This is a genomic window from Chitinophaga sp. 05T412, from assembly GCF_056396465.1.
In genome coordinates this window covers 272731-291475 of the sequence record NZ_JBFTLN010000003.1, presented here as the reverse complement: position 1 = coordinate 291475, position 18745 = coordinate 272731, and the positions used below count along the sequence as shown (strand labels likewise).

The window sequence follows — 18745 nt, the reverse complement described above, 5'->3', positions numbered from 1 at the left end:
TGCTGGCTTATGCTTCTTCTTCCGTGCTGATAAACGTCTGCATATCGATCAGGCGTTTGTACATACCGTTATTATTAAGGAGCTGCTGATGGTTACCTTGTTCGGAAATTTGTCCGTTGTCCAGCACTACAATGAGATCTGCATTTTGAATGGTGCTCAAGCGGTGAGCAATTACCAGTGAGGTACGGTTCTTCATGAGATTATTAAGGGCATCCTGTACCATTTTTTCGGATTCGGTATCCAATGCAGAAGTAGCCTCATCCAGCAACATCAACGGTGGATTGGAGAGTACCGCCCGGGCAATACAGATACGCTGACGTTGTCCACCAGACAGTTTGGAGCCTTTATCCCCGATGTTAGTCTCATAGCCGTTTTCCGTATTCAAAATAAATTCGTGTGCATTGGCAATCCGGGCTGCCGCTTCGACTTCAGCAGCGGTGGCTGCAGGCTTGGCAAATGCAATGTTATTAAAGATCGTATCGTTGAAGAGGATAGATTCCTGGTTCACCACCCCCATCAGGGAGCGGAGAGATTCCATCGTGACGGACTTCAGGTTTTTACCATCTATGAGTACGCTACCTTGTTTAGGGTCCAAAAAGCGGGGAATTAAGTCCATCATTGTGGACTTACCACCACCGGAAGGACCTACCAGCGCAACGGTGCTACCTTTAGGAATGGTGAGATTAACATTATTGAGGATGGTTTTATCGGTATAGGAAAACGATACGTTCTCGAACCGGATGTTATCTTCAAAGCTAGTAAGAACTGTTGCGTCCGGTGCATTGACAATCTGCGATTTTTCATCTATGAGGCTTAATACCCTTTCACCTGCTGCAATACCTGTGTGGATACTGGTGAAAGCACCTGAAATAGCCTTCGCTGGGCGCATGACCTGGGAGAAGAGCGCGATATACACGATAAAGGTAGATGCATCCATCTCCCCCTGGTTATTAATAATCAGAGAACCGCCATATAATACGATACCCGCCACCATCATTACTCCCAGGGTTTCTGACACTGGAGACGCCATCTGTTGTCTTTTAGCCATGTCGCGGGAAATCTTTGAGTACTTGCGGTTTTGTTTGTCAAAGCGACTGGTAATAAAATCTACTGCATTGAATGCTTTCACGATCCGGATACCATGGAGCGCTTCGTCCAGGTAGCTAATCATTACACCATAAGTTTCCTGAGCAGAGGAGGCCTGTGCTTTCAGCGTTCTGACAATTCTGCTGATAATGAGTCCGGCCACCGGAATCACCAGCATGGAGACCAGCGTTAATTTATAAGAGATCAGGAACAGCATCACCAGGAAAGAGATGAGGCTGGCAGGTTCTTTAAATAATACCTGCAGCGTACCTGTTACCGTATATTGTACCACTTGCACGTCAGAAGCGATTTTAGAGATGATATCTCCTTTTCTTTCGTTACTGAAATAGCCAAGGTGCAGGTTCATGACGTTATTGAATACACTTTTGCGCAGGTTTAGCAAGGTCTGTATCCGCAGGCTTTCCATAGTACGTTCTGCAAAGTAACGGAACACGTTCCCCAGCAATACAGAAATGCCAATAACCGCGCATACAAATTGTAAACTGGTCAGCTGTCCGTATTTGTGGGATACAAGCGTGGTGTAGTGTTTGAAAACTTCGAATATTTTGAAGTAACTATCCGGCATTGGCGTTACATCTGTGGAGGGCGTTTTAGTAAATAAGGTATCAAGCAAAGGCGCCAGCAGCGCCAGATTTAGCGTGTTGAATAATACTGCGAGCAATGTGCAGATGATATAGGGGATTGCAAATCTGTTAATTGGTTTAGCAAATGATAAAAGCCGGAAGTATGTCTTCATATTTAAATAATAATCGTAAATGATTAAGTGCCGCATAAAAAAAACCGCATCGTTGCTGATGCGGTTCCTTAAGTTTTTAATTTCCTATTTATCAATAACTTAAAGAAATATTTTTCGGACGCACTTTAAATCCTGCAGCTCACCAGTCAACGCTGCAATCAGGGGGCAAAAATAGCCCTTTTGGCTTAATTGTCAAAAGATTTGGCGGGGTGGCATGGCATCTCTTGATAAAAATAGCCGTCCCATGGGACGTGTTTACTGTTGTGCCAGTATTTTCAGTGCTTCCGTGTCTTTATAAGTAATCATCAGCGCTTTCATTTTATCTTTTAAGCTGGCGATCAGTTTTTCGTATTTTTTTTGCCCGTAGAGATTATTGACTTCATGCGGATCTTGTTGGAGGTCGTATAGTTCCCAGCTATTTGATTCGCCGTAGAAGTGTACCAGTGTATATCGTTCTGTGCGGATGCCGAAATGTGGATATACGTGGTGTGGCTCCGGGAATTCATAATAATGATAATAGGCTTCTTTTCTCCAGTTTGCTTTTGCCGGATCATTTTTCAGCAGGGGCAGGAAGGAGGTGCCTTGTATATCGGCAGGCACTTTTACGCCGGCCATTTGCAGGAAGGTAGGGGCCCAGTCGATGTTTAGCATCAGCTGAGGGATGGTGGTGCCCGGCTTCACTACCCCGGGATATTTAATAATGAAAGGAGTACGGAGGGATTCTTCGTAGATAAAGCGTTTATCAAACCAGCCATGTTCACCCAGGTAGAAGCCCTGATCCGAAGCATATACCACTACCGTGTTCTTTGACAGGCCGGATTTATCGAGGTAATCCAGCAGCTGCCCGATGTTGCGGTCGAGCGACTTCGCCGTAGCGAGGTAGTCTTTCAGGTAGCGTTGATATTTCCATTCTACCAGTGCGTCGCCGGAAAGGTGCAGTGCATCAAACTCTTTGCTGATTTTGTTTTCGTAGTAGTTGATATACGCCTTTTTTTGTTCAGGTGAGAAGCGGCCATAAATGCCTTTTTCGTAGTTCGCGTGTACTTTCAGGTCTTCTTTCAGGCGCATGGTTTTATCGATGGTCATGTCCTGGTTTTGTGCGGCCAGGCGGTTTTTATAGTTGTCTTTGAAGGTAGGCGGCAGCGGAAATGTTTTGTCGTCATAGACGCCGAGGTCTTGAATATCGGGTAGCCATTCGCGGTGGGTGGCTTTTTCGCCCACTACGAGGAAGAATGGTTTGGAGGTATCGCGGTTATTCAGCCAGTTGAGCGACAGGGAGGTAATGATATTGGTAACATAGCCTGGCATGCGGGTGGTGTCGCCGGGGCCGATGATATCGGGGTTGAAGTATTGGCCCTGGCTGTTGAGGATGCGCCAGTAGTCGAATCCTTTAGGCAGGTTGCCGAGGTGCCATTTGCCGATCCAGGCGGTTTGGTAGCCGTTTTGCTGCAGGAGCGCCGGGAAGAGTTGCTGTTCCACATCGAACTTTTTTTCATTCAGCGTGTAGCCATTGATGTGACTGTATTTGCCAGTAAGCAAGGTGGCTCTGCTGGGGCCACAGATGGAGTTGGTCACCAGCGCATTTTTGAAAATAGCGCCCTGTTTGGCGATACGGTCAATATTGGGTGTTTGTACCAATTTGCTGCCATAGGCGCTGATGGCCTGGTAGGCGTGGTCGTCTGAAAAGATAAAGATGATATTGGGTCGCTGTTGCTGTGCATAGCTGTTGGCCGTTAATAGCAGCAATAGGCCCCAGGCTGTCTTTAAGTATTTCATGCTCATGTGTTTCTATTGTGATGAGGGATGGGAACAAGATAAAAAATCCTGCGGCGTTTTACCAGTTATTTTCTAAAAAAGATTTGGAGAGATACACTATTTGATAAAGTTGTATTAGCTTGCAACAGTTGACCAGATATTAGCCATCATTTGTGATTAAAATGTAGCCCTGGTAGCTGTATTTGTTATATAGTATCCTATTCCTATGAAGTGTTTTCTTTCCGCCCTGGTGCTGATTTTCTGTGTTATCAGCAGTACTGCTCAAAATGTTTATCTCAAGAGTGTGCAGATACAAAGTAGTGGTATGGTATATTATTAATTAAATTTTGAAGGTTTATTTATACTTTTGCAAAGATTTAAAATGAAATCCCGTGAATGCCTGTATCTATATGTTAACCTGTGCTGGTAATAGTAAATCGTTGTCTTGAGAAGTGTTTCCCTGATGTTAGTGATTGTATCCCTTTTTCTCACCTATGATAGCGATGCGCAGGAACATACCAGCTGTTACTATATACATACAGGTTGTAAAATGAAATTACCAATGGCAAATTAAGAGTAATGGTAACTAATACTAAGCTAAGAGGCCATTTATCCAACTTTACTACTGATCTTGTGATTGGTTATTTTCTTACAATTGCATGGGGTGTTTTTTTAAATAATTACGGGATTGCGATAGCGGCTTATGTTTTATTTGGAATACCCCAAATGTTAATTCTATCGCTTGCAATCTATGCTGCTTATTATTTGGTACTCAAATTACTTTATAAATACATACAGAATGTTGCTGCCAGGTGGTTAGCCGTGGCGCTATCAGTATTGATTTATGGTTTAGTAATATTGTTTATAGAATGGGAATTACAACAGGACCTATATAATAATTTTTTAGATTTTATAAATGAGAGTAATTACTATCTATTGTTTACAGTGACTGCGGTCATTCAAATAATTATAAGTAAGGTGAGAAGAGAACCGGAAAATGCAAATGGATAAAGTAATGATCCGGCCATATTTTATATGGCTTGTAGGTTTTGATTTAATCTGACAACTAGCATTAACTTTAAGAAACTAAACCGCTAAAAATGAATAAGCAGGTGTACTATTTTATAGTAATAACGGTTAGTTTATTGTTGGAATTAATAATAAGCCCTGTGATTCCCATGCTAGTGACATTTATTAGTCAGGGAATAAGTGAGTCAGTTCAAACCTTTGATTATTTTACCATGCTGACAAGACTTAAAATTGTTTATCTGGGCATTCCTATATACCTGTTAACGCTGGCGTTATTGCGTGTAAAAGGGGAGATGCTGTTATGGAAGAAGGTAGCCATTCCAGTAGTTTATGGTTTTATCAATTTAGTGACCGCCATTATTTTTGTTTTTCTTATTCAGGATTTTAAGGATCTTTTTGGCGTCAGGAGTGATGCTCCATATTTGGGATTCTTTTACTTTTCTGTCATAGGTAGTTTTATATCTTCAGCAGTTGTTGCGAAAATTGTAAATATGGTCGCCGGGTTTATAAGTAAAGTGATCTAACCTATGGAATGGTATGCCATTGTATTAAAATTGATGCTGTTAATACTGCCGAATGTTATCATCGTAAAACTTTTGCTAAAGCGGCTTTGGACGGAATACCTGCAGGCGGAGCAACTAAGCCGGCGTGGATGTTATGTGGAGGGGGTAGTTATAGACATATTTGCTCAGGAGGATATAGATCAACAAACGCAATATGCCCCGATAGTGGAGTATTGCACAAGTGAAGGTAACAAAGTGGTGGCTCCCTCTAGTGAGTTCAAATATGTGAAGCCGGAGCTAAACAGTAAAGTGCAGGTGTGTTATAATGAAGCAAATCCATCAGAGATGATGACCAACCCAAGGAGAGAAGTACAGGCACGCGCCTGGTTATTTTTCCTATGGTGCGTGATACCGGCGTTTTTGGATATAATGATGATATGGCAGCTGCTGCGAGAGGGATAAGTGACGGATTGTTTCATAGTATTACAACCTACGGATATATGTATAGAAAACAAGCAATGGGTGCTAACACAGGAAGAAGCTATTCGGGTGCTGAAGGAAACGATGCTAAATTTCCTTGCCTATTCCGATTTAGTAGAGATTAATGTGCTTTTTAATAAGATGGAAATGTTGTCTGATAAGCGTATTGTCAGATGGTTAATACCAAATTGGCGAGCTTACCAGGTAGAGCAATTAGAACTTACACATGCTGATTTCTTTAGTTTTTTCTTCAGCGATTTGGAAGCAACAGAAGAGGTGATGTTAATCACAGAAAAGGGATATGAGTCTCAGATGGTGTTTAGGTTTTTTGTTCGCGATTTTATGGATTTTAGTAGTTGGCATGAAGCATACTTTAATTGGCAGTTTTTCGATTTTAGTGATTATGTGGCTATATTTCCCAGACTGAACATGATTCGATTGAATGATGATGAGGGAGGTATGAATGAGTTAGTGGTACTATGAAGAAGAGTTGCTGCCATATCAATCCACCAAAAGATCCCATTATGCAAGATGACTTGGTAAATAAGGCAGATGATAGCCTACAGACAGTATTGGTTGATGATTGCGATTTTGAATTGTTTTACAAAGTAGTTGCCTATGCAGAAAGGGAGTTAAATATCTCTTTTAAAAATAAGGTAGATGATATTGATTCGTTGTATTTCGATTTTGAGTATGAGCGGGTTGAATTTATGCTCTCCTATCACGTTTATTTTGGAATAAGATTAGAGTTGGTTAGCAAAGAAAGTAGAAGCGGACGCGATAAAGGCATAATGGAAAAAGTAACAGGCGAATTATTGAGAATGTTTGTGTGATATTGTTTGGAGGGTTTAACGTTAGCGTGAAAGGAACTCTTACAAAGAATGCATGGAAAGGGTGTATGTAGCTATGTTGGCGAAGAGAGAAGATGCTACCAATTACTTCAATCTATAAATATGAAATACCTCCTATACCTCGTATTCGCATGTTCCATCATTGATATCCTCCTCATCAATTACCATATCCACATTGGTACAGATGTCTTCATGCCGGGAATATACATGGTAATCCTTCTAATTATAAATAGCTATACCGCATTAACTACTTATATCATTCACAGATATGCCTGGCTGGAAGAAAGACCAGTATTAGCTTATCTGATGCTGACCCCATGTCTTTTGTTCCTGTTTATTCATCTGTTGGCGCTGATATTGAATATTATAGCATAACTAATACCCCACGAATATCTCCCGCATTTTCAGTAACTTTAAGATCTACGTACTAACCCTCCCGTTAAATTCAGATAGCCATGAAGTTAGAGAACCCTGTAACAAAGCACCAGAAATCCGCGGCTGTGATAGTTGCTCACCCTGATGATGAAACATTGTGGGCGGGAGGAACGATATTATATCATCCACAATGGGAATGGACGGTAGTAGGCCTTTGCAGGGCGAGTGACGCCGATAGGGCGCCTAAATTTTTCAAGGCATTACAATTTTTCGGAGCACAGGGCATACTGGGAGATATGAACGATGGCCCGGAACAAACACCGTTGCCGCTGTCTACAGTAGAGGAGCAGGTGCTGGCATTGTTGCCGGTGCAACGTTATGATGTGATTATTACACACCATCCGCAGGGGGAATACACCCGGCATTTAAGACATGAAGAAGTTAGCAGGGCAGTACTCGGACTATGGCGGCAGGGAAAGATTCTGGCCGATGAATTGTGGGTGTTTGCTTATGAAGACGGACTGAAATCTTATCTTCCGGAGGCGGTGCCGGAAGCCACCATTTATCATGTACTGGAGAAAGATATCTGGCAAAAGAAATACGAGCTGGTTACAAATACGTATGGCTTTACGACTGATAGTTGGGAGGCAGCCACAACACCAACGGCGGAGTCGTTCTGGCGTTTTGGTAGCCCGGAAGAAGCGCAGCAATGGCTGGACAGTTTATCATATGACTGATGAGAGTGTTATTATTGTACGATTACCCACCGGCTCCCGGTGGTTTGGCTACACAAGGCAATCTATTGTACCAGGGCCTGCTGGACATTGGCGTAGAAGCATTTGCAGTGCACTACGATTCTCCATTGGAAAAAGAATGGTATTACCGTTGGTTTAAGCCCGATGTGGTATTGGGTGTTGGCTATTGGGGGCACACGCCCCAATTGATTCTTCATCCGCAGAAGTTCGGATTGCAGCCGGTTCCGTGGCTGGTGGCAGATGGATACATCGCCAATTACCAGGATGTGCTGAACCAGCTGCCGCTGATATTGGTAACATCGGAATGGGTGAAGGAAATGTATGTACGCGATGGTATCCGTGGAGATAAAATTGTGGTGTTGCCGGTGGGATGTAATACGGAGCTGTTTACCCCTTTGCCCCAAACGCATCCGCAGGTGCACAGCATACGGGAATCGCTGGGTATTGCAGATGATGAGCTGATGTTGTTGACTATTGGCGGAGATGCTTGTTCTAAAGGGGCCCGGGAAACGATGCAGGCATTGTCGCAGTTAGAAGGGCAGGTACCTCCGAAATGGCGATATGTTTGTAAAGTATGGCCACAGCCGCGCACGTGGCTGCAGAATGAATCAGACCTGGAGCTGGCCATGCAGCTGGGGGTGAAAGATAAAGTACAGTATGTCACCAGTATTGTGTCCAGAAATTATATGCCTTACCTCATCAATGCCTGTGATATTTATGTGGCGCCATCCCGGTTAGAGGGATTTGGTATGCCGCAGGTAGAGGCAGGTGCTTGCGGAAAGCCGGTGATCGGTATTCATGCGATGGGCATGCTGGATACGCTGGTACATGGGAAAACGGCGCTGATGGCGGAAGTAGGAGAGCGGATTGTGGTGAATGAAGTGATTCTGGGATTGGAATCTGGTTTTACGGTCAATCATAAAGTGGTGTTTGGTACCCCGCGCACGGTAGACTATAGGGCAGATGTGAATGATATACGCCGGCATTTGCAGCGGTTGATGAACGATGACGCGTACCGGCAGCAATTGGGACGGGCAGCGCGACAGCACGTAGTAGAGAAATTTGATTATAAGACGGTAGCCCGGCAATTTGTGCGGGTGTTGAATGAAAAACTAAATATTCATTGAACATGGAAGCATCTACCTGGTTAACAATCAATGATGCGAGGGATGCGGCGCTGCAGGTGTTACTGCACAATGTGAACGGCCCTTTTCATGGTCTGCCACGGACGGCAGGATGGGGATATCCCGAACCTTATACCAGAGATTTGTTGCTGTCTTTTTTTGGGGTAGCCGTTACCGGTAATAAAGTACTGATAAAAAGTATCCGGAATGTATTGGAAACATTGGCGAAGAACCAAACGCCGCATGGACATATTGCCTCGCTGGTGCATGATAAAGAAGACCTGGGCTCCAGCGATAGCACACCTTTATTTTTACTGATTGCTGGTATGTACCGCCAGCTGGCGGATGAGCCTTTGTTCCTGGAAGAGGCGGTGAATAAGTCGTTGCGATGGATGGAGTATCAGAGTCCATCGGATCGTTTCCTGGTGGCGCAGCAACCTACCAGCGACTGGCGCGATGAACAGTGGGTGCTGGGATATGGCTTGTTTGTAAATACGCTGATGTATAGCTACCTGCGTGTGCTGGGCCAACACGAACGGGCCGACCGCGTGCGGCAGGATATGGGCCGTTTTACAATTACCGGCGGAGTGCAGCACCGGCATGTACATGAGGGGCTGGTGGTAAAACATAAACCTTATTATGCCATGTGGTCGTACAAGGTGCTGAGTAGTGAGCGGTTTGATTTGCTGGGTAACAGCCTGGCTATTCTCTCAGGCCTGGCAACGCCTACCAGGGCGGCGGAAATGGTAAGCTGGATTGAAGAAGAATGTGCTGCACTGACAGCTAGTGGTCAGTTGTCGGTGAAACTACCGCCTAACTTCTTTCCCTATACGAAGCAGGGGGATTACGACTGGCATGAGCGATATGCTATTTATAATCTGCCGGGAGAATATCATAACGGGGGCATCTGGCCTTTTATCTGTGGCTTTTATGTGGCAGCGCTGGTGGCCGCAAAGAAATATAAACTGGCGGAAGAAAAGCTGGTGGAGTTAACCCGGGTAGTGACAATTTCCAATAGTGGTACGCTAACATATGGCTTTAATGAATGGCTGAAAGCGCAGGATGGTACTGCAAAAGGACAGGAATGGCAAACCTGGAGCGCCGCGCTGTACCTGTACGCCGCAAAGTGTGTAGAGGAAAGACGTACACCCTTTTTTGAAGAAATGAGAATGACGGGTACTAGATAAGTATCTGCTATATTCTGTTTTCGTGTACTCATGAATGGTAGTATCTTTGCAACTGTAATCCCTGGTAATACCAATATTCATGTATTTATGAAAATGATAAGCGCTTTTAAATCCCTGTTCCTGTTAGCTGCCTTTAGTATCGGATTTATTTCCTGTAATCTTGAAATGGCCGGACCGGATGTGAATCCAGTTTATCCGCCTGGAACAGGTAATCCTTCTAATCCTGGTAATGGAAACGGAAATGGAAATGGCGGTACTGCAAGTATAATTGGTACCTGGACTTTTACAGGTCTTACACAAAAAACCAGTACCAGCGCAAGTCAGGGGGGAGGATCGCTCACTTCCACTTCTGAGTGTATCAGTACCAACGGCGCAGGTGTTTTCGTTTTTGGCGATAAGAACGTGACTTTTACAGACATGTCTTATACTATCAGTGGTACCATGAAAATGACCCTGACATATCCGGGTATACCAGCCCAGAATACAGAAATGCCAATCAATGTGGTAATGCCTCCCTATAGCGGCAACTCTACATATAAGTTAACGGGCAATACCATTCACTTTGATGAAGGCTTCATGGAAGATCCTACTGGCGCCCTGGGGAACATTTCAACGGCTGTAGATGCCACAGTCGCTATTGATGGGGATAATATGACGCTAACTATGGATCTCAGCCAGGTAGCGGTACCAGGTACGCAGGTATCCGGTTCACAGGTTGTTAAATTTGTACGGAAGAAATAAATGAAATGATTTCATTATAAAAACGAAAGGTGACCATATGGTCACCTTTCGTTTTTATAGCGCTATTTATTTTTCGTATCTGCTTCCTGCCAGATGGCTTTAATCGTTTCCTCGGTATTCATCCCATCCGGGCAGCCAGCAGAGCGGGTATTGGCCCTGAACTTCAGCCTGGGCTGTTTGTGGCCCAGTGTAACAATGCGTGTTATTGGCATTTGTAAATGGCCGTTGGTATCATGAGCGGCAATCCAGTTGTGGGCGTAGTGTAGCCAGTCGTTACGGTACTGTTCCGGTTGTTGATAAAACCAGCTGATTTCATCATAACCCCAGGGGTAGATGGTAGTAGTATCGGGTACACCAGGATGGTTGCTGATACCAAAATTATCCAACTCCACCAGGTAAGGCATCTGGGCGGCATGCCAGCGACTGGGTGCCACCGCGCTTTTACTTCTCCCGAAAAGAGCATCAGTAAAACCCATCTCCAATACGCCCTGTTGCGGATGCGCAGGAACGGATTTGATACGAAGGGGGAAGGAGTTGAAGTCGAGCAAACTTTTTCCGTTTACCACCATGCCACCGGAGGGGGTGTGGGCATCCAGCAATACCCAGTGGTGGCGGGTATGGTCTTTGGCATAGGCACGTAATTTTTGGAGGAAAGCGGCCCAGGTGTGGAGGTCGGGATCTTCCATGCCAATCAGGGCAATTTGTCCCAGGTGGAGGGCTTCACAGCCTATTTCCAGATAGGTGCCGGCGAGGAACAGGAACCATAGCTGTGTTTCTGGGCGGGTAATATCCGGAACGCTGTTGTCTTTGCTCCAATGGTCTACCAGTTTCCCATGAAGATTCAGCATGTCGCTATAGCGGAAGTGCCGGTTTTCGGGAGGGAGTCCCAATGCAGTAAATACCCAATCGGGAATGGGGATTGTGTTGACCTGCGGTGTGATCTGTTCAAACAGGGCGGCCTGAAAGATGACATCGGGATCATTTTTTTGTACGGTTTGTACCAGGCGTTTGGCGTTGGCGAGATAGTCTTTGTTGGTGAGCACCGCCTCGCTTCCCCAGCGGTAAATGGCCCTGCCAATGAATTTGGCGCCGAGATGATGAATGAGCCGGATATCATCTTCTTTGTTGGGATAGGGCGCATCCAACGCGTAGGGATCTACGGCCAGGAATTCGGTCATGGTGACCGCGTGTTGGAGGTAATTTTCCAGCAGTGGCCTGGAAACGCCTTTTTCGTTGAAGGAGGACTGCTGCCCGTAAGCGGCAGTGGTACCCCCAATAAGTACTGCCAGCAGTATGGCTGCCGGACGCTGAGTGATGCTTCGCATGTCGTGGAATAAATTTAAAACAAGATACTTTTTTTCGCAGGAGATGTACCCTATCCGGGTGATGTGGTGCAATTTTTTTTATCTTACATTTAAGAAAAAACGACCTGCATTATCATGACCCAGTTCCCCATATTGCCAACCCAGCGTTTGCGCCTGATAGAGATTCAGCATATACATCAACCGGATTTATTTTACCTGTTAACCGATAAACGGGTAACGGAATATTATCATGTAGTGCCACTGAAAGAAGTAGCGGATGTGAGAAAAGTAGTGGATTTTTTAAAGCAACGTTTTGCAGACCAGCAGGGTATCCGCTGGGGGATTGCGTTGGAAGGGCGGGACGAGCTGATTGGGATGATTGGTTTCAATAGTTTTGTGCCGGGGCATAAAGGGGTGTTGGTATTTGCGCTGATGCAGGAGTATTGGGGGAAAGGGTATATGTCGGAGGCTATTGCGGCGGTGTTGGCGTATGGATTTACCACGCTGCAGTTAAAGCGGATAGAGGCGGAGGTGTTGCCGGGAAATAAGGCTTCAGAGAAGGTATTGGAGAAGGCCGGGTTTCATCAGGAAGGGTTGCTGCAACAATGGATGTGGTGGGATAATAAAGCCTATGATATCAACATGTACGCGGTGCTGCGGGCTCCGCACCAGTAAATATCTTTACTGCACCTTCCATAGCGGCATAGCGATGCCATGCCCTGATTGGGCGGAACAATAAAGACACTACAGGTTAAGTTTATCCGGCGATAGCTGGCTTAGGCTTTTTTAGCGGCTGCCTTTTTGGGAGCAGACTTTTTAGTGGCAGTTTCGGGCTTGGCAGTTTCGGGCTTGGCGACTTTGGGCTTGGTGGCTTTAGGAGCGGCAGTTTTTTTAGCAACGGCTTTTTTGGCGGCAGCTTTCTTTTTAGGTTTGGCAGGCTCTTTTTTATCTGATAATCCTGCTACCATGGCTTTGCTCGCCTTTTTGATGTTACGATTAAATTTCTTCTCCCCTAACATTTCTTTTAATTCACCTAAAGCGGCGGTTAATATCTCGGCTACTTTTAAACCAGCATCCTTTTTCAGATGCTTGCCGGCCGGTTTCCTGGAATCGGTCATGGATAAATGATTTATTTGCAAAAACAATTAGCTTCAAAATTAACAATTATATAATATTGGCAATGTTAAGTTTTATATTGCCGTGGTAAACAGATGTATGTACTTTTTGTAATTTATATATTTATTGAATGTTGAAGGTATTCTGGGAGATGGGTACCGAAAATTGTTTTCGTATAGTCGGTACTGTTAGTACGATGTGTCGGGCTTATTTTTCGCTGCCATTATCAGCCGTAAATTCATTATATTGAGAAGAGCTACCGTTTTTGTTGTGTCGGAGCTTGTTATTGTTTTAACCGTAGGGGTATGGGATCTAGAGATGTTATTATTATCGGAGGCGGCCTTTCAGGCCTTAGCAGCGCTATTCATTTATCGAAGGCCGGCTTACAGGTAACTATTATTGAAAAAAATACCTATCCTTCGCATAAAGTTTGCGGAGAGTATGTGTCCAATGAAGTATTACCTTATTTACAATCGCTCGGGGCAGATCCTGCCCCATTACAACCTTCCCGGATTAACCGGTTAATTATTTCAGATCATTACGGCAAAACACTGGAAACACAGCTCCCATTGGGAGGTTTTGGGGTGAGTCGCTATACATTTGACCAGTTTCTGATGCAGCAAATGCTGCAAAATGGGGTGGAATTGATTGCCGATACCGTGACTAACGTGATGTTTGAAAACGACCGGTTCTTCATAGATACCAATGATCACGGGGTGTTTTCGGCACCGGTGGTGCTGGGAGCCTACGGCAAAAGAGCGGCGCTGGATACTAAGCTCGGACGGAATTTTATGAACGAGAAATCGCCCTGGCTGGCGGTGAAAGCGCACTACCGCGGCGATTTTCCGGCAGATACCGTGGGGTTGCACAATTTCGATGGTGGTTATTGCGGGGTATCTAAAGTAGAAGATGATGTCCTCAATGTCTGTTACCTCGTGAGTTATGAGAGCTTCAAAAATTATAAAAATATTGGCGCGCACCAGGAAGAAGTATTACATCGTAATCATCACCTGAAAACGATTTTTGAGAACAGTACCATGTTGTTTGATAAGCCGCTAACCATTAGCCAGGTGTCGTTTTCTGAAAAGGAAAAAGTAGTGAATCATATTCTGATGACAGGCGATACTGCCGGATTGATTCATCCGCTTTGTGGTAATGGCATGGCCATGGCTATTCAGAGTGCGCAAATTGCCTCCGAGAAAGTGTTGCAGTATTTTGGCGCTGCCGGGAAAGGCAGGCTGACCATGGAACAGGAGTATACAAAAGAGTGGGGGAAAGCATTCAGCGGTCGTATGCGCACCGGCAGGTTACTATCCCGCTTGTTCCACAACGAAAAGCTATCCGCTACCATGATGAAGGGGTTAATTATATTTCCGGGTTTACTACCGGGTATTATCAAACGTACCCATGGCAAACCGTTAAAAGCTGCCGCCGAATGCGTATAGATACCCGGCAAAGAAGTCAGGCGCCAGAAATAATGGATGATTTTAACATGGAAGGAGCGCTGTTAAAAGAAACCCTGCATAAAATAGCACAAATCAATCAGCTGCTGGGTGGTAACCGCATCACGGTAAAAGGTGTGGCTGCACTACTCAAAGATATTCCTGCCCATCAAACTATCAGCATCGTAGATGTAGGTTGTGGCAGCGGAGACATGCTCCGGCAGTTATCTTCTTACGGAAAAAAAATAAACCGGAAATTTGAACTGATAGGTATAGATGCTAATCTCACTACGGTAACGTATGCACGGGAATTATCCCGCCAATACCCGGATATTCAGTATTATTGCCAGGATATTATGGCGCCTGCTTTCCGGGAACAACGCTATGATATTATTTTATGCACGCTGACGTTACATCATTTTACAGAAGCGGAGATCCGCCATCTGATGACCATATTCCGGGAACAGGCGCGCATTGGTATTGTGGTGAATGATCTGCATCGCAGTGCCATTGCGTATCGCCTGTTTCAATTGATTTGCCTCGTCTTTAATTTAAACAGTATGGTGCGGGCAGACGGACAAGTTTCTATTTTGCGTGGATTTAAGAAAAAAGAATTACATCATTTATCAGCAGAACTCAATATCGGCGCTTATTCCCTGCAATGGAAATGGGCTTTCCGCTATCAATGGATAATTAATAATTTATGAGCGTTAAAATACAGTCTGTCGCGAAAGCTATCCCTCCCTATACAAGAACCACCGCGGAAATACTACCATTCCTCGATATCTGGCTGCAAGGTCAGGACGATCGCTTCATCCGTAAAGTGAAAAAGATTTTTGAAAATGCGGGCGTAGATAATCGCTATTCTATTATGGGCCCGGAAGAAGTGTTTGCCAAAACATCTTTTGAAGAGAAGAATAATATTTATATGCGGGAGTCGATTGTATTGGGACGAACCTGCTTACAAAGCGCGCTGCAGAAGGCCGGATTGAAAAACACGGACATCGACTATATTATTACGGTGAGCTGCACGGGTATCATGATTCCTTCGCTGGATGCATATCTTATCAATGAATTGCAGTTGCGGCAGGATATTGTAAGATTGCCCGTCACCGAAATGGGATGTGCGGCCGGTGTATCGGGCATTATTTACGCCAAGAAAATGCTGGAAGCCAATCCCGGCAAACGCGCGGCGGTAGTGGCGGTAGAATCACCCACCGCTACCTTTCAACTCGGTGATTTTTCGATGGCCAATGTGGTGAGTGCCGCTATCTTTGGAGATGGCGCCGCTTGCGCTATTTTATCGTCGCATGTGGAAGATGCCGGTCCGGAAATCCTCGCAGAAGAGATGTATCATTTCTATGACGCCGATTACCTGATGGGATTCCATCTCTCTAATACCGGTTTAAAAATGGTGTTAGATATAGAAGTACCTGAGAAAATTGAGGCACACTTTGGGGATATTGTGCATCCCTTTCTGGCTAAAAATAACCTGACGATAGCGGATATTGATCACCTCATTTTTCATCCGGGTGGCAAAAAAATTATTCAGCTGGTAGAAGAGCTGTTTCGTAATATGGGCAAGAAACTGGACGACACGAAAGAAATTTTGCGTTTATACGGCAACATGTCCAGCGCCACGGTGTTATATGTACTGGAACGATTTATGGACAAAGCCCTTCCCAAGGGAGACAAGGGATTGATGCTGAGTTTTGGGCCAGGGTTTTCCGCACAGCGAATTTTATTACAATGGTAAAAGAGTTTGATGCCTGCTGGGCATTAATATTGGGGGGGAGTTCCGGATTGGGGCTGGCGTCGGCGCGTAAGCTGGCAGCACATGGCATGAATATCTGTGTGGTGCATCGTAATACCCGCGTAGAATTACCTGCCATTGAGGAAGCTTTGGAAGATATCAAAGCCCTTGGTGTACAGGTGCTTTCCTTTAACGTAGATGTTTTGAATCCGGAAAAACGCACGGAGGTATTAACACAGCTACAGGCAGCTATGGGAGCAACAGGGCGTGTGCGTTGTTTGCTGCACAGCATTGCACGCGGCAATCTCAAGCCCATGCCGGATCTGCAGGGAGATGATGTAAATACTACCATTCAATATATGGCGGTGAGCCTGTATGAGTGGGCGGCAGCAGTATTGCAAAGGCAACTATTTACAGCCGATGCGCGTATCCTGTCTTTTACCAGCGATGGTAGTTACCGGGCGGTGCCCAACTATGCAGCGGTATCTGCCGCCAAAGCGGCGCTGGAAGCTATTACGCGTAGCATGGCGCTGGAGTTTGCGCCTTTTGGTATCCGCGCTAACTGTATTCGTGCGGGGATCACTGATACCGCAGCTTTGCAGCGAATTCCCGGCAGCGACGCACTGTTGGCTTACGGGAAGGAACATAATCCTTTTCAGCGACTGACAACACCAGCAGATGTGGCCAATGTGGTATATCTGTTATGTAAAAACGAGGCGGCCTGGATCAATGGCGCCATCATCCCGGTAGATGGCGGACTGCATATTCATTAAATTATGACGAAGGAAGAGATCTTATTGCATTTGCCTTATGCGCCTCCCTTTTTATTTGTGGATGCGCTGGAGTATATTGATGAAGAGAAGGTAACGGGCACGTATATATTTAAAGCAGACCTGCCCTGTTACCAGGGGCATTTCAAAGGACATCCGGTAACGCCCGGTGTATTGCTCACAGAGGTAATGGCACAGATAGGCGTAGCCTGTTTGGGTATTTATTTATGGAGAGATAAGATACAGCAGCAGATCCCTTCAGTGGCTATGACCTCCACCCAGGTGGATTTTTACCAACCGGTGTACCCCGGAGAAAAAGTAACAGCAACAGCTACAAAAATATATTTCCGGTTTAATAAGCTGAAGTGTCAGGTAGCGCTGCACAATGCAGCAGGCGAATTAGTATGTGATGGTATTATTGCCGGAATGATGATTGCTTCCAACAATGAATAACAGGGTTGTAATAACAGGATTGGGCGTAGTATCGCCGAATGGTGTTGGCATAGCGGATTTCCGCGATGCCATCAAAAACGGTGTATCCGGTATCCGTTATGAAGCGGAGTTGGCTGATCTGCAGTTTTCCTGCTGTATTGCCGGACGGCCGCCGGTATCGGACGATTTGCAAAAACAATATTTTGATGAGCTGGAGTTAAAGCAACTGAAAAGCTCTGGTATTATCTACGGCGTTATTGCCGGTATGCAGGCGTGGGCAGACGCACAACTGCCATTGCCCGCTACTGACGGGCCTGATTGGGATAGCGGCACCATATTTGGCGCCGGTACCTCCGGTATAGATAAATTCCGGGAAGCCATTTACAAAGTCGACGATTTACAGGTGAGGCGTTTGGGCAGTACTGCGGTTACACAAACCATGGCCAGTGGTATCAGCGCTTTCCTGGGAGGCAAACTGGGATTGGGCAATCAGGTAACTACTAACTCTTCCGCCTGTACGACGGGCGCCGAAAGTATATTACTGGCGTATGAACGGATTAAGTATGGTCACGCCAAACGTATGCTGGCAGGCAGTACCAGCGAGAGCGGTCCTTATATATGGGGCGGCTTTGATGCCATGAAAGTAAGCACGTTTAAACATAACGAAACGCCGGCGGCGGGATCAAGACCGCTAAGCGCTTCTGCCAGCGGTATTGTGCCGGGCAGTGGAGCAGGTGCATTGCTGCTGGAATCGCTGGATAGTGCGCTGGCCCGCAATGCCCCGATTTATGCAGAAGTACTGGGCGGACATATCAACTCTGGCGGCCAACGCAATGGTGGCAGCATGACAGCCCCCAACCCGGATGCGGTACAACGTTGCATCAGCGCAGCATTGCAACAGGTGGGCGTTAGCGGCGCCGACATCGATTTGATTAACGGACACCTCACAGCCACCGGCAAAGATGCAGAAGAAGTGCGCAACTGGAGCGTGGCGTTGGGACGCAGCGGTAAAGATTTTCCTTATCTTAATGCCCTGAAATCAATGGTAGGCCATTGTTTGAGCGCATCAGGGAGTATAGAACTGGTGGCTGTGGCGCTGCAGCTGAAAGAGGGATTTGTATGTCCGAATATTAACTGTGAAGACCTGCACCCGGAAGTAGCCGCCATGGTAGATCCGGAACGCATTCCGCAACAGCTGTTACACAAAGACCTGCAACTGGCAGCCAAGGCCAGCTTTGGCTTTGGAGATGTCAACGCATGTGTCATTTTAAAAAAATACGGATAA

At 45.6% G+C, this 18745-nt stretch carries 21 protein-coding genes; 17 read left to right on the top strand and 4 right to left on the bottom strand.

Annotated features, from left to right (window positions below):
• Window positions 1–7 precede the first annotated feature (7 nt).
• Both AC1DFM_RS08485 and AC1DFM_RS08480 read right to left on the bottom strand, forming a co-directional pair.
• Complete coding sequence (locus tag AC1DFM_RS08485; RefSeq protein ID WP_477076281.1) at window positions 8–1843, bottom strand: ABC transporter ATP-binding protein; 1836 nt, start codon at window positions 1841–1843, stop codon at window positions 8–10.
• A 255-nt stretch (window positions 1844–2098) separates the two neighbouring features.
• Window positions 2099–3619 (bottom strand): sulfatase family protein, encoded by a 1521-nt coding sequence (locus tag AC1DFM_RS08480; RefSeq protein ID WP_477076280.1) that lies wholly within the window; start codon window positions 3617–3619, stop codon window positions 2099–2101.
• A gap of 558 nt (window positions 3620–4177) precedes the next feature.
• Between AC1DFM_RS08480 and AC1DFM_RS08475 the strand changes: the two genes are divergently transcribed.
• From AC1DFM_RS08475 to AC1DFM_RS08430, 10 genes are all read left to right on the top strand, one after another.
• The gene (locus AC1DFM_RS08475; protein WP_477076279.1) at window positions 4178–4609 is read left to right on the top strand and encodes a hypothetical protein; all 432 of its coding nucleotides are present in this window, start codon (window positions 4178–4180) and stop codon (window positions 4607–4609) included.
• 89 nt (window positions 4610–4698) lie between these two features.
• Window positions 4699–5151: a hypothetical protein gene (locus AC1DFM_RS08470; protein WP_477076278.1), complete on the top strand. Its 453-nt coding sequence runs from the start codon at window positions 4699–4701 to the stop codon at window positions 5149–5151.
• A gap of 3 nt (window positions 5152–5154) precedes the next feature.
• On the top strand, window positions 5155–5592 hold the full coding sequence (locus AC1DFM_RS08465) for a DUF3592 domain-containing protein (RefSeq protein ID WP_477076277.1): 438 nt from the start codon (window positions 5155–5157) through the stop codon (window positions 5590–5592).
• Window positions 5593–5652: 60 nt separating this feature from the next.
• Complete coding sequence (locus AC1DFM_RS08460; protein WP_477076276.1) at window positions 5653–6093, top strand: hypothetical protein; 441 nt, start codon at window positions 5653–5655, stop codon at window positions 6091–6093.
• A 41-nt stretch (window positions 6094–6134) separates the two neighbouring features.
• On the top strand, window positions 6135–6443 hold the full coding sequence (locus AC1DFM_RS08455) for a hypothetical protein (RefSeq protein WP_477076275.1): 309 nt from the start codon (window positions 6135–6137) through the stop codon (window positions 6441–6443).
• Window positions 6444–6563: 120 nt separating this feature from the next.
• Window positions 6564–6836 carry a hypothetical protein gene (locus AC1DFM_RS08450; protein ID WP_477076274.1) on the top strand — a complete coding sequence of 91 codons (273 nt, stop codon included), beginning with the start codon at window positions 6564–6566 and terminating at the stop codon, window positions 6834–6836.
• 80 nt (window positions 6837–6916) lie between these two features.
• Window positions 6917–7573 (top strand): PIG-L family deacetylase, encoded by a 657-nt coding sequence (locus AC1DFM_RS08445; protein ID WP_477076273.1) that lies wholly within the window; start codon window positions 6917–6919, stop codon window positions 7571–7573.
• Window positions 7573–8718: a glycosyltransferase family 4 protein gene (locus AC1DFM_RS08440; protein ID WP_477076272.1), complete on the top strand. Its 1146-nt coding sequence runs from the start codon at window positions 7573–7575 to the stop codon at window positions 8716–8718. The genes AC1DFM_RS08445 and AC1DFM_RS08440 overlap by 1 nt, the downstream gene beginning before the upstream one ends.
• Before the next feature lie 2 nt (window positions 8719–8720).
• Entirely contained in the window at window positions 8721–9902 is a 1182-nt protein-coding gene (locus AC1DFM_RS08435) for a glycoside hydrolase 100 family protein (protein WP_477076271.1), read from the top strand.
• An 87-nt stretch (window positions 9903–9989) separates the two neighbouring features.
• A complete protein-coding gene (locus AC1DFM_RS08430; RefSeq protein WP_477076270.1) occupies window positions 9990–10643 on the top strand; it encodes a hypothetical protein in 654 nt (217 codons plus the stop codon).
• 62 nt (window positions 10644–10705) lie between these two features.
• On the opposite strand, the gene AC1DFM_RS08425 is transcribed toward AC1DFM_RS08430, so the two are convergent.
• Complete coding sequence (locus tag AC1DFM_RS08425) at window positions 10706–11968, bottom strand: hypothetical protein (protein WP_477076269.1); 1263 nt, start codon at window positions 11966–11968, stop codon at window positions 10706–10708.
• A 114-nt stretch (window positions 11969–12082) separates the two neighbouring features.
• Between AC1DFM_RS08425 and AC1DFM_RS08420 the strand changes: the two genes are divergently transcribed.
• Entirely contained in the window at window positions 12083–12622 is a 540-nt protein-coding gene (locus AC1DFM_RS08420; protein ID WP_477076268.1) for a GNAT family N-acetyltransferase, read from the top strand.
• A gap of 101 nt (window positions 12623–12723) precedes the next feature.
• On the opposite strand, the gene AC1DFM_RS08415 is transcribed toward AC1DFM_RS08420, so the two are convergent.
• Window positions 12724–13065, bottom strand: coding sequence for a histone (locus AC1DFM_RS08415; RefSeq protein ID WP_477076267.1), 342 nt, complete (start codon window positions 13063–13065; stop codon window positions 12724–12726).
• Window positions 13066–13368: 303 nt separating this feature from the next.
• On the opposite strand from AC1DFM_RS08415, the gene AC1DFM_RS08410 reads away from it, so the two are divergent.
• The 6 genes from AC1DFM_RS08410 to AC1DFM_RS08385 are packed head-to-tail and all read left to right on the top strand — an operon-like array spanning window position 13369 to window position 18745.
• Window positions 13369–14508, top strand: a complete 1140-nt coding sequence (locus AC1DFM_RS08410) for an NAD(P)/FAD-dependent oxidoreductase (protein ID WP_477076266.1) — start codon at window positions 13369–13371, stop codon at window positions 14506–14508.
• Window positions 14499–15212, top strand: a complete 714-nt coding sequence (locus tag AC1DFM_RS08405; protein ID WP_477076265.1) for a methyltransferase domain-containing protein — start codon at window positions 14499–14501, stop codon at window positions 15210–15212. Before AC1DFM_RS08410 ends, AC1DFM_RS08405 begins: the two co-directional genes overlap by 10 nt.
• Entirely contained in the window at window positions 15209–16261 is a 1053-nt protein-coding gene (locus AC1DFM_RS08400; RefSeq protein WP_477076264.1) for a type III polyketide synthase, read from the top strand. The genes AC1DFM_RS08405 and AC1DFM_RS08400 overlap by 4 nt, the downstream gene beginning before the upstream one ends.
• Entirely contained in the window at window positions 16255–17031 is a 777-nt protein-coding gene (locus tag AC1DFM_RS08395) for an SDR family oxidoreductase (RefSeq protein WP_477076263.1), read from the top strand. Before AC1DFM_RS08400 ends, AC1DFM_RS08395 begins: the two co-directional genes overlap by 7 nt.
• 3 nt (window positions 17032–17034) lie before the next feature.
• Window positions 17035–17481: a 3-hydroxyacyl-ACP dehydratase FabZ family protein gene (locus tag AC1DFM_RS08390; RefSeq protein ID WP_477076262.1), complete on the top strand. Its 447-nt coding sequence runs from the start codon at window positions 17035–17037 to the stop codon at window positions 17479–17481.
• Window positions 17474–18745 carry a beta-ketoacyl-[acyl-carrier-protein] synthase family protein gene (locus AC1DFM_RS08385; RefSeq protein WP_477076261.1) on the top strand — a complete coding sequence of 424 codons (1272 nt, stop codon included), beginning with the start codon at window positions 17474–17476 and terminating at the stop codon, window positions 18743–18745. Before AC1DFM_RS08390 ends, AC1DFM_RS08385 begins: the two co-directional genes overlap by 8 nt.

Coding starts and splice junctions, on each gene's coding strand:
- AC1DFM_RS08445 (WP_477076273.1), top strand. CDS start 6,917: ATGAAGTTAGAGAACCCTGTAACAAAGCACCAGAAATCCGCGGCTGTG.
- AC1DFM_RS08390 (WP_477076262.1), top strand. CDS start 17,035: ATGACGAAGGAAGAGATCTTATTGCATTTGCCTTATGCGCCTCCCTTT.
- AC1DFM_RS08420 (WP_477076268.1), top strand. CDS start 12,083: ATGACCCAGTTCCCCATATTGCCAACCCAGCGTTTGCGCCTGATAGAG.
- AC1DFM_RS08425 (WP_477076269.1), bottom strand. CDS start 11,968: ATGCGAAGCATCACTCAGCGTCCGGCAGCCATACTGCTGGCAGTACTT.
- AC1DFM_RS08455 (WP_477076275.1), top strand. CDS start 6,135: ATGCAAGATGACTTGGTAAATAAGGCAGATGATAGCCTACAGACAGTA.
- AC1DFM_RS08475 (WP_477076279.1), top strand. CDS start 4,178: ATGGTAACTAATACTAAGCTAAGAGGCCATTTATCCAACTTTACTACT.
- AC1DFM_RS08485 (WP_477076281.1), bottom strand. CDS start 1,843: ATGAAGACATACTTCCGGCTTTTATCATTTGCTAAACCAATTAACAGA.
- AC1DFM_RS08480 (WP_477076280.1), bottom strand. CDS start 3,619: ATGAAATACTTAAAGACAGCCTGGGGCCTATTGCTGCTATTAACGGCC.
- AC1DFM_RS08470 (WP_477076278.1), top strand. CDS start 4,699: ATGAATAAGCAGGTGTACTATTTTATAGTAATAACGGTTAGTTTATTG.
- AC1DFM_RS08435 (WP_477076271.1), top strand. CDS start 8,721: ATGGAAGCATCTACCTGGTTAACAATCAATGATGCGAGGGATGCGGCG.
- AC1DFM_RS08430 (WP_477076270.1), top strand. CDS start 9,990: ATGAAAATGATAAGCGCTTTTAAATCCCTGTTCCTGTTAGCTGCCTTT.
- AC1DFM_RS08410 (WP_477076266.1), top strand. CDS start 13,369: ATGGGATCTAGAGATGTTATTATTATCGGAGGCGGCCTTTCAGGCCTT.
- AC1DFM_RS08415 (WP_477076267.1), bottom strand. CDS start 13,065: ATGACCGATTCCAGGAAACCGGCCGGCAAGCATCTGAAAAAGGATGCT.
- AC1DFM_RS08405 (WP_477076265.1), top strand. CDS start 14,499: ATGCGTATAGATACCCGGCAAAGAAGTCAGGCGCCAGAAATAATGGAT.
- AC1DFM_RS08385 (WP_477076261.1), top strand. CDS start 17,474: ATGAATAACAGGGTTGTAATAACAGGATTGGGCGTAGTATCGCCGAAT.
- AC1DFM_RS08400 (WP_477076264.1), top strand. CDS start 15,209: ATGAGCGTTAAAATACAGTCTGTCGCGAAAGCTATCCCTCCCTATACA.
- AC1DFM_RS08395 (WP_477076263.1), top strand. CDS start 16,255: ATGGTAAAAGAGTTTGATGCCTGCTGGGCATTAATATTGGGGGGGAGT.
- AC1DFM_RS08450 (WP_477076274.1), top strand. CDS start 6,564: ATGAAATACCTCCTATACCTCGTATTCGCATGTTCCATCATTGATATC.
- AC1DFM_RS08465 (WP_477076277.1), top strand. CDS start 5,155: ATGGAATGGTATGCCATTGTATTAAAATTGATGCTGTTAATACTGCCG.
- AC1DFM_RS08440 (WP_477076272.1), top strand. CDS start 7,573: ATGAGAGTGTTATTATTGTACGATTACCCACCGGCTCCCGGTGGTTTG.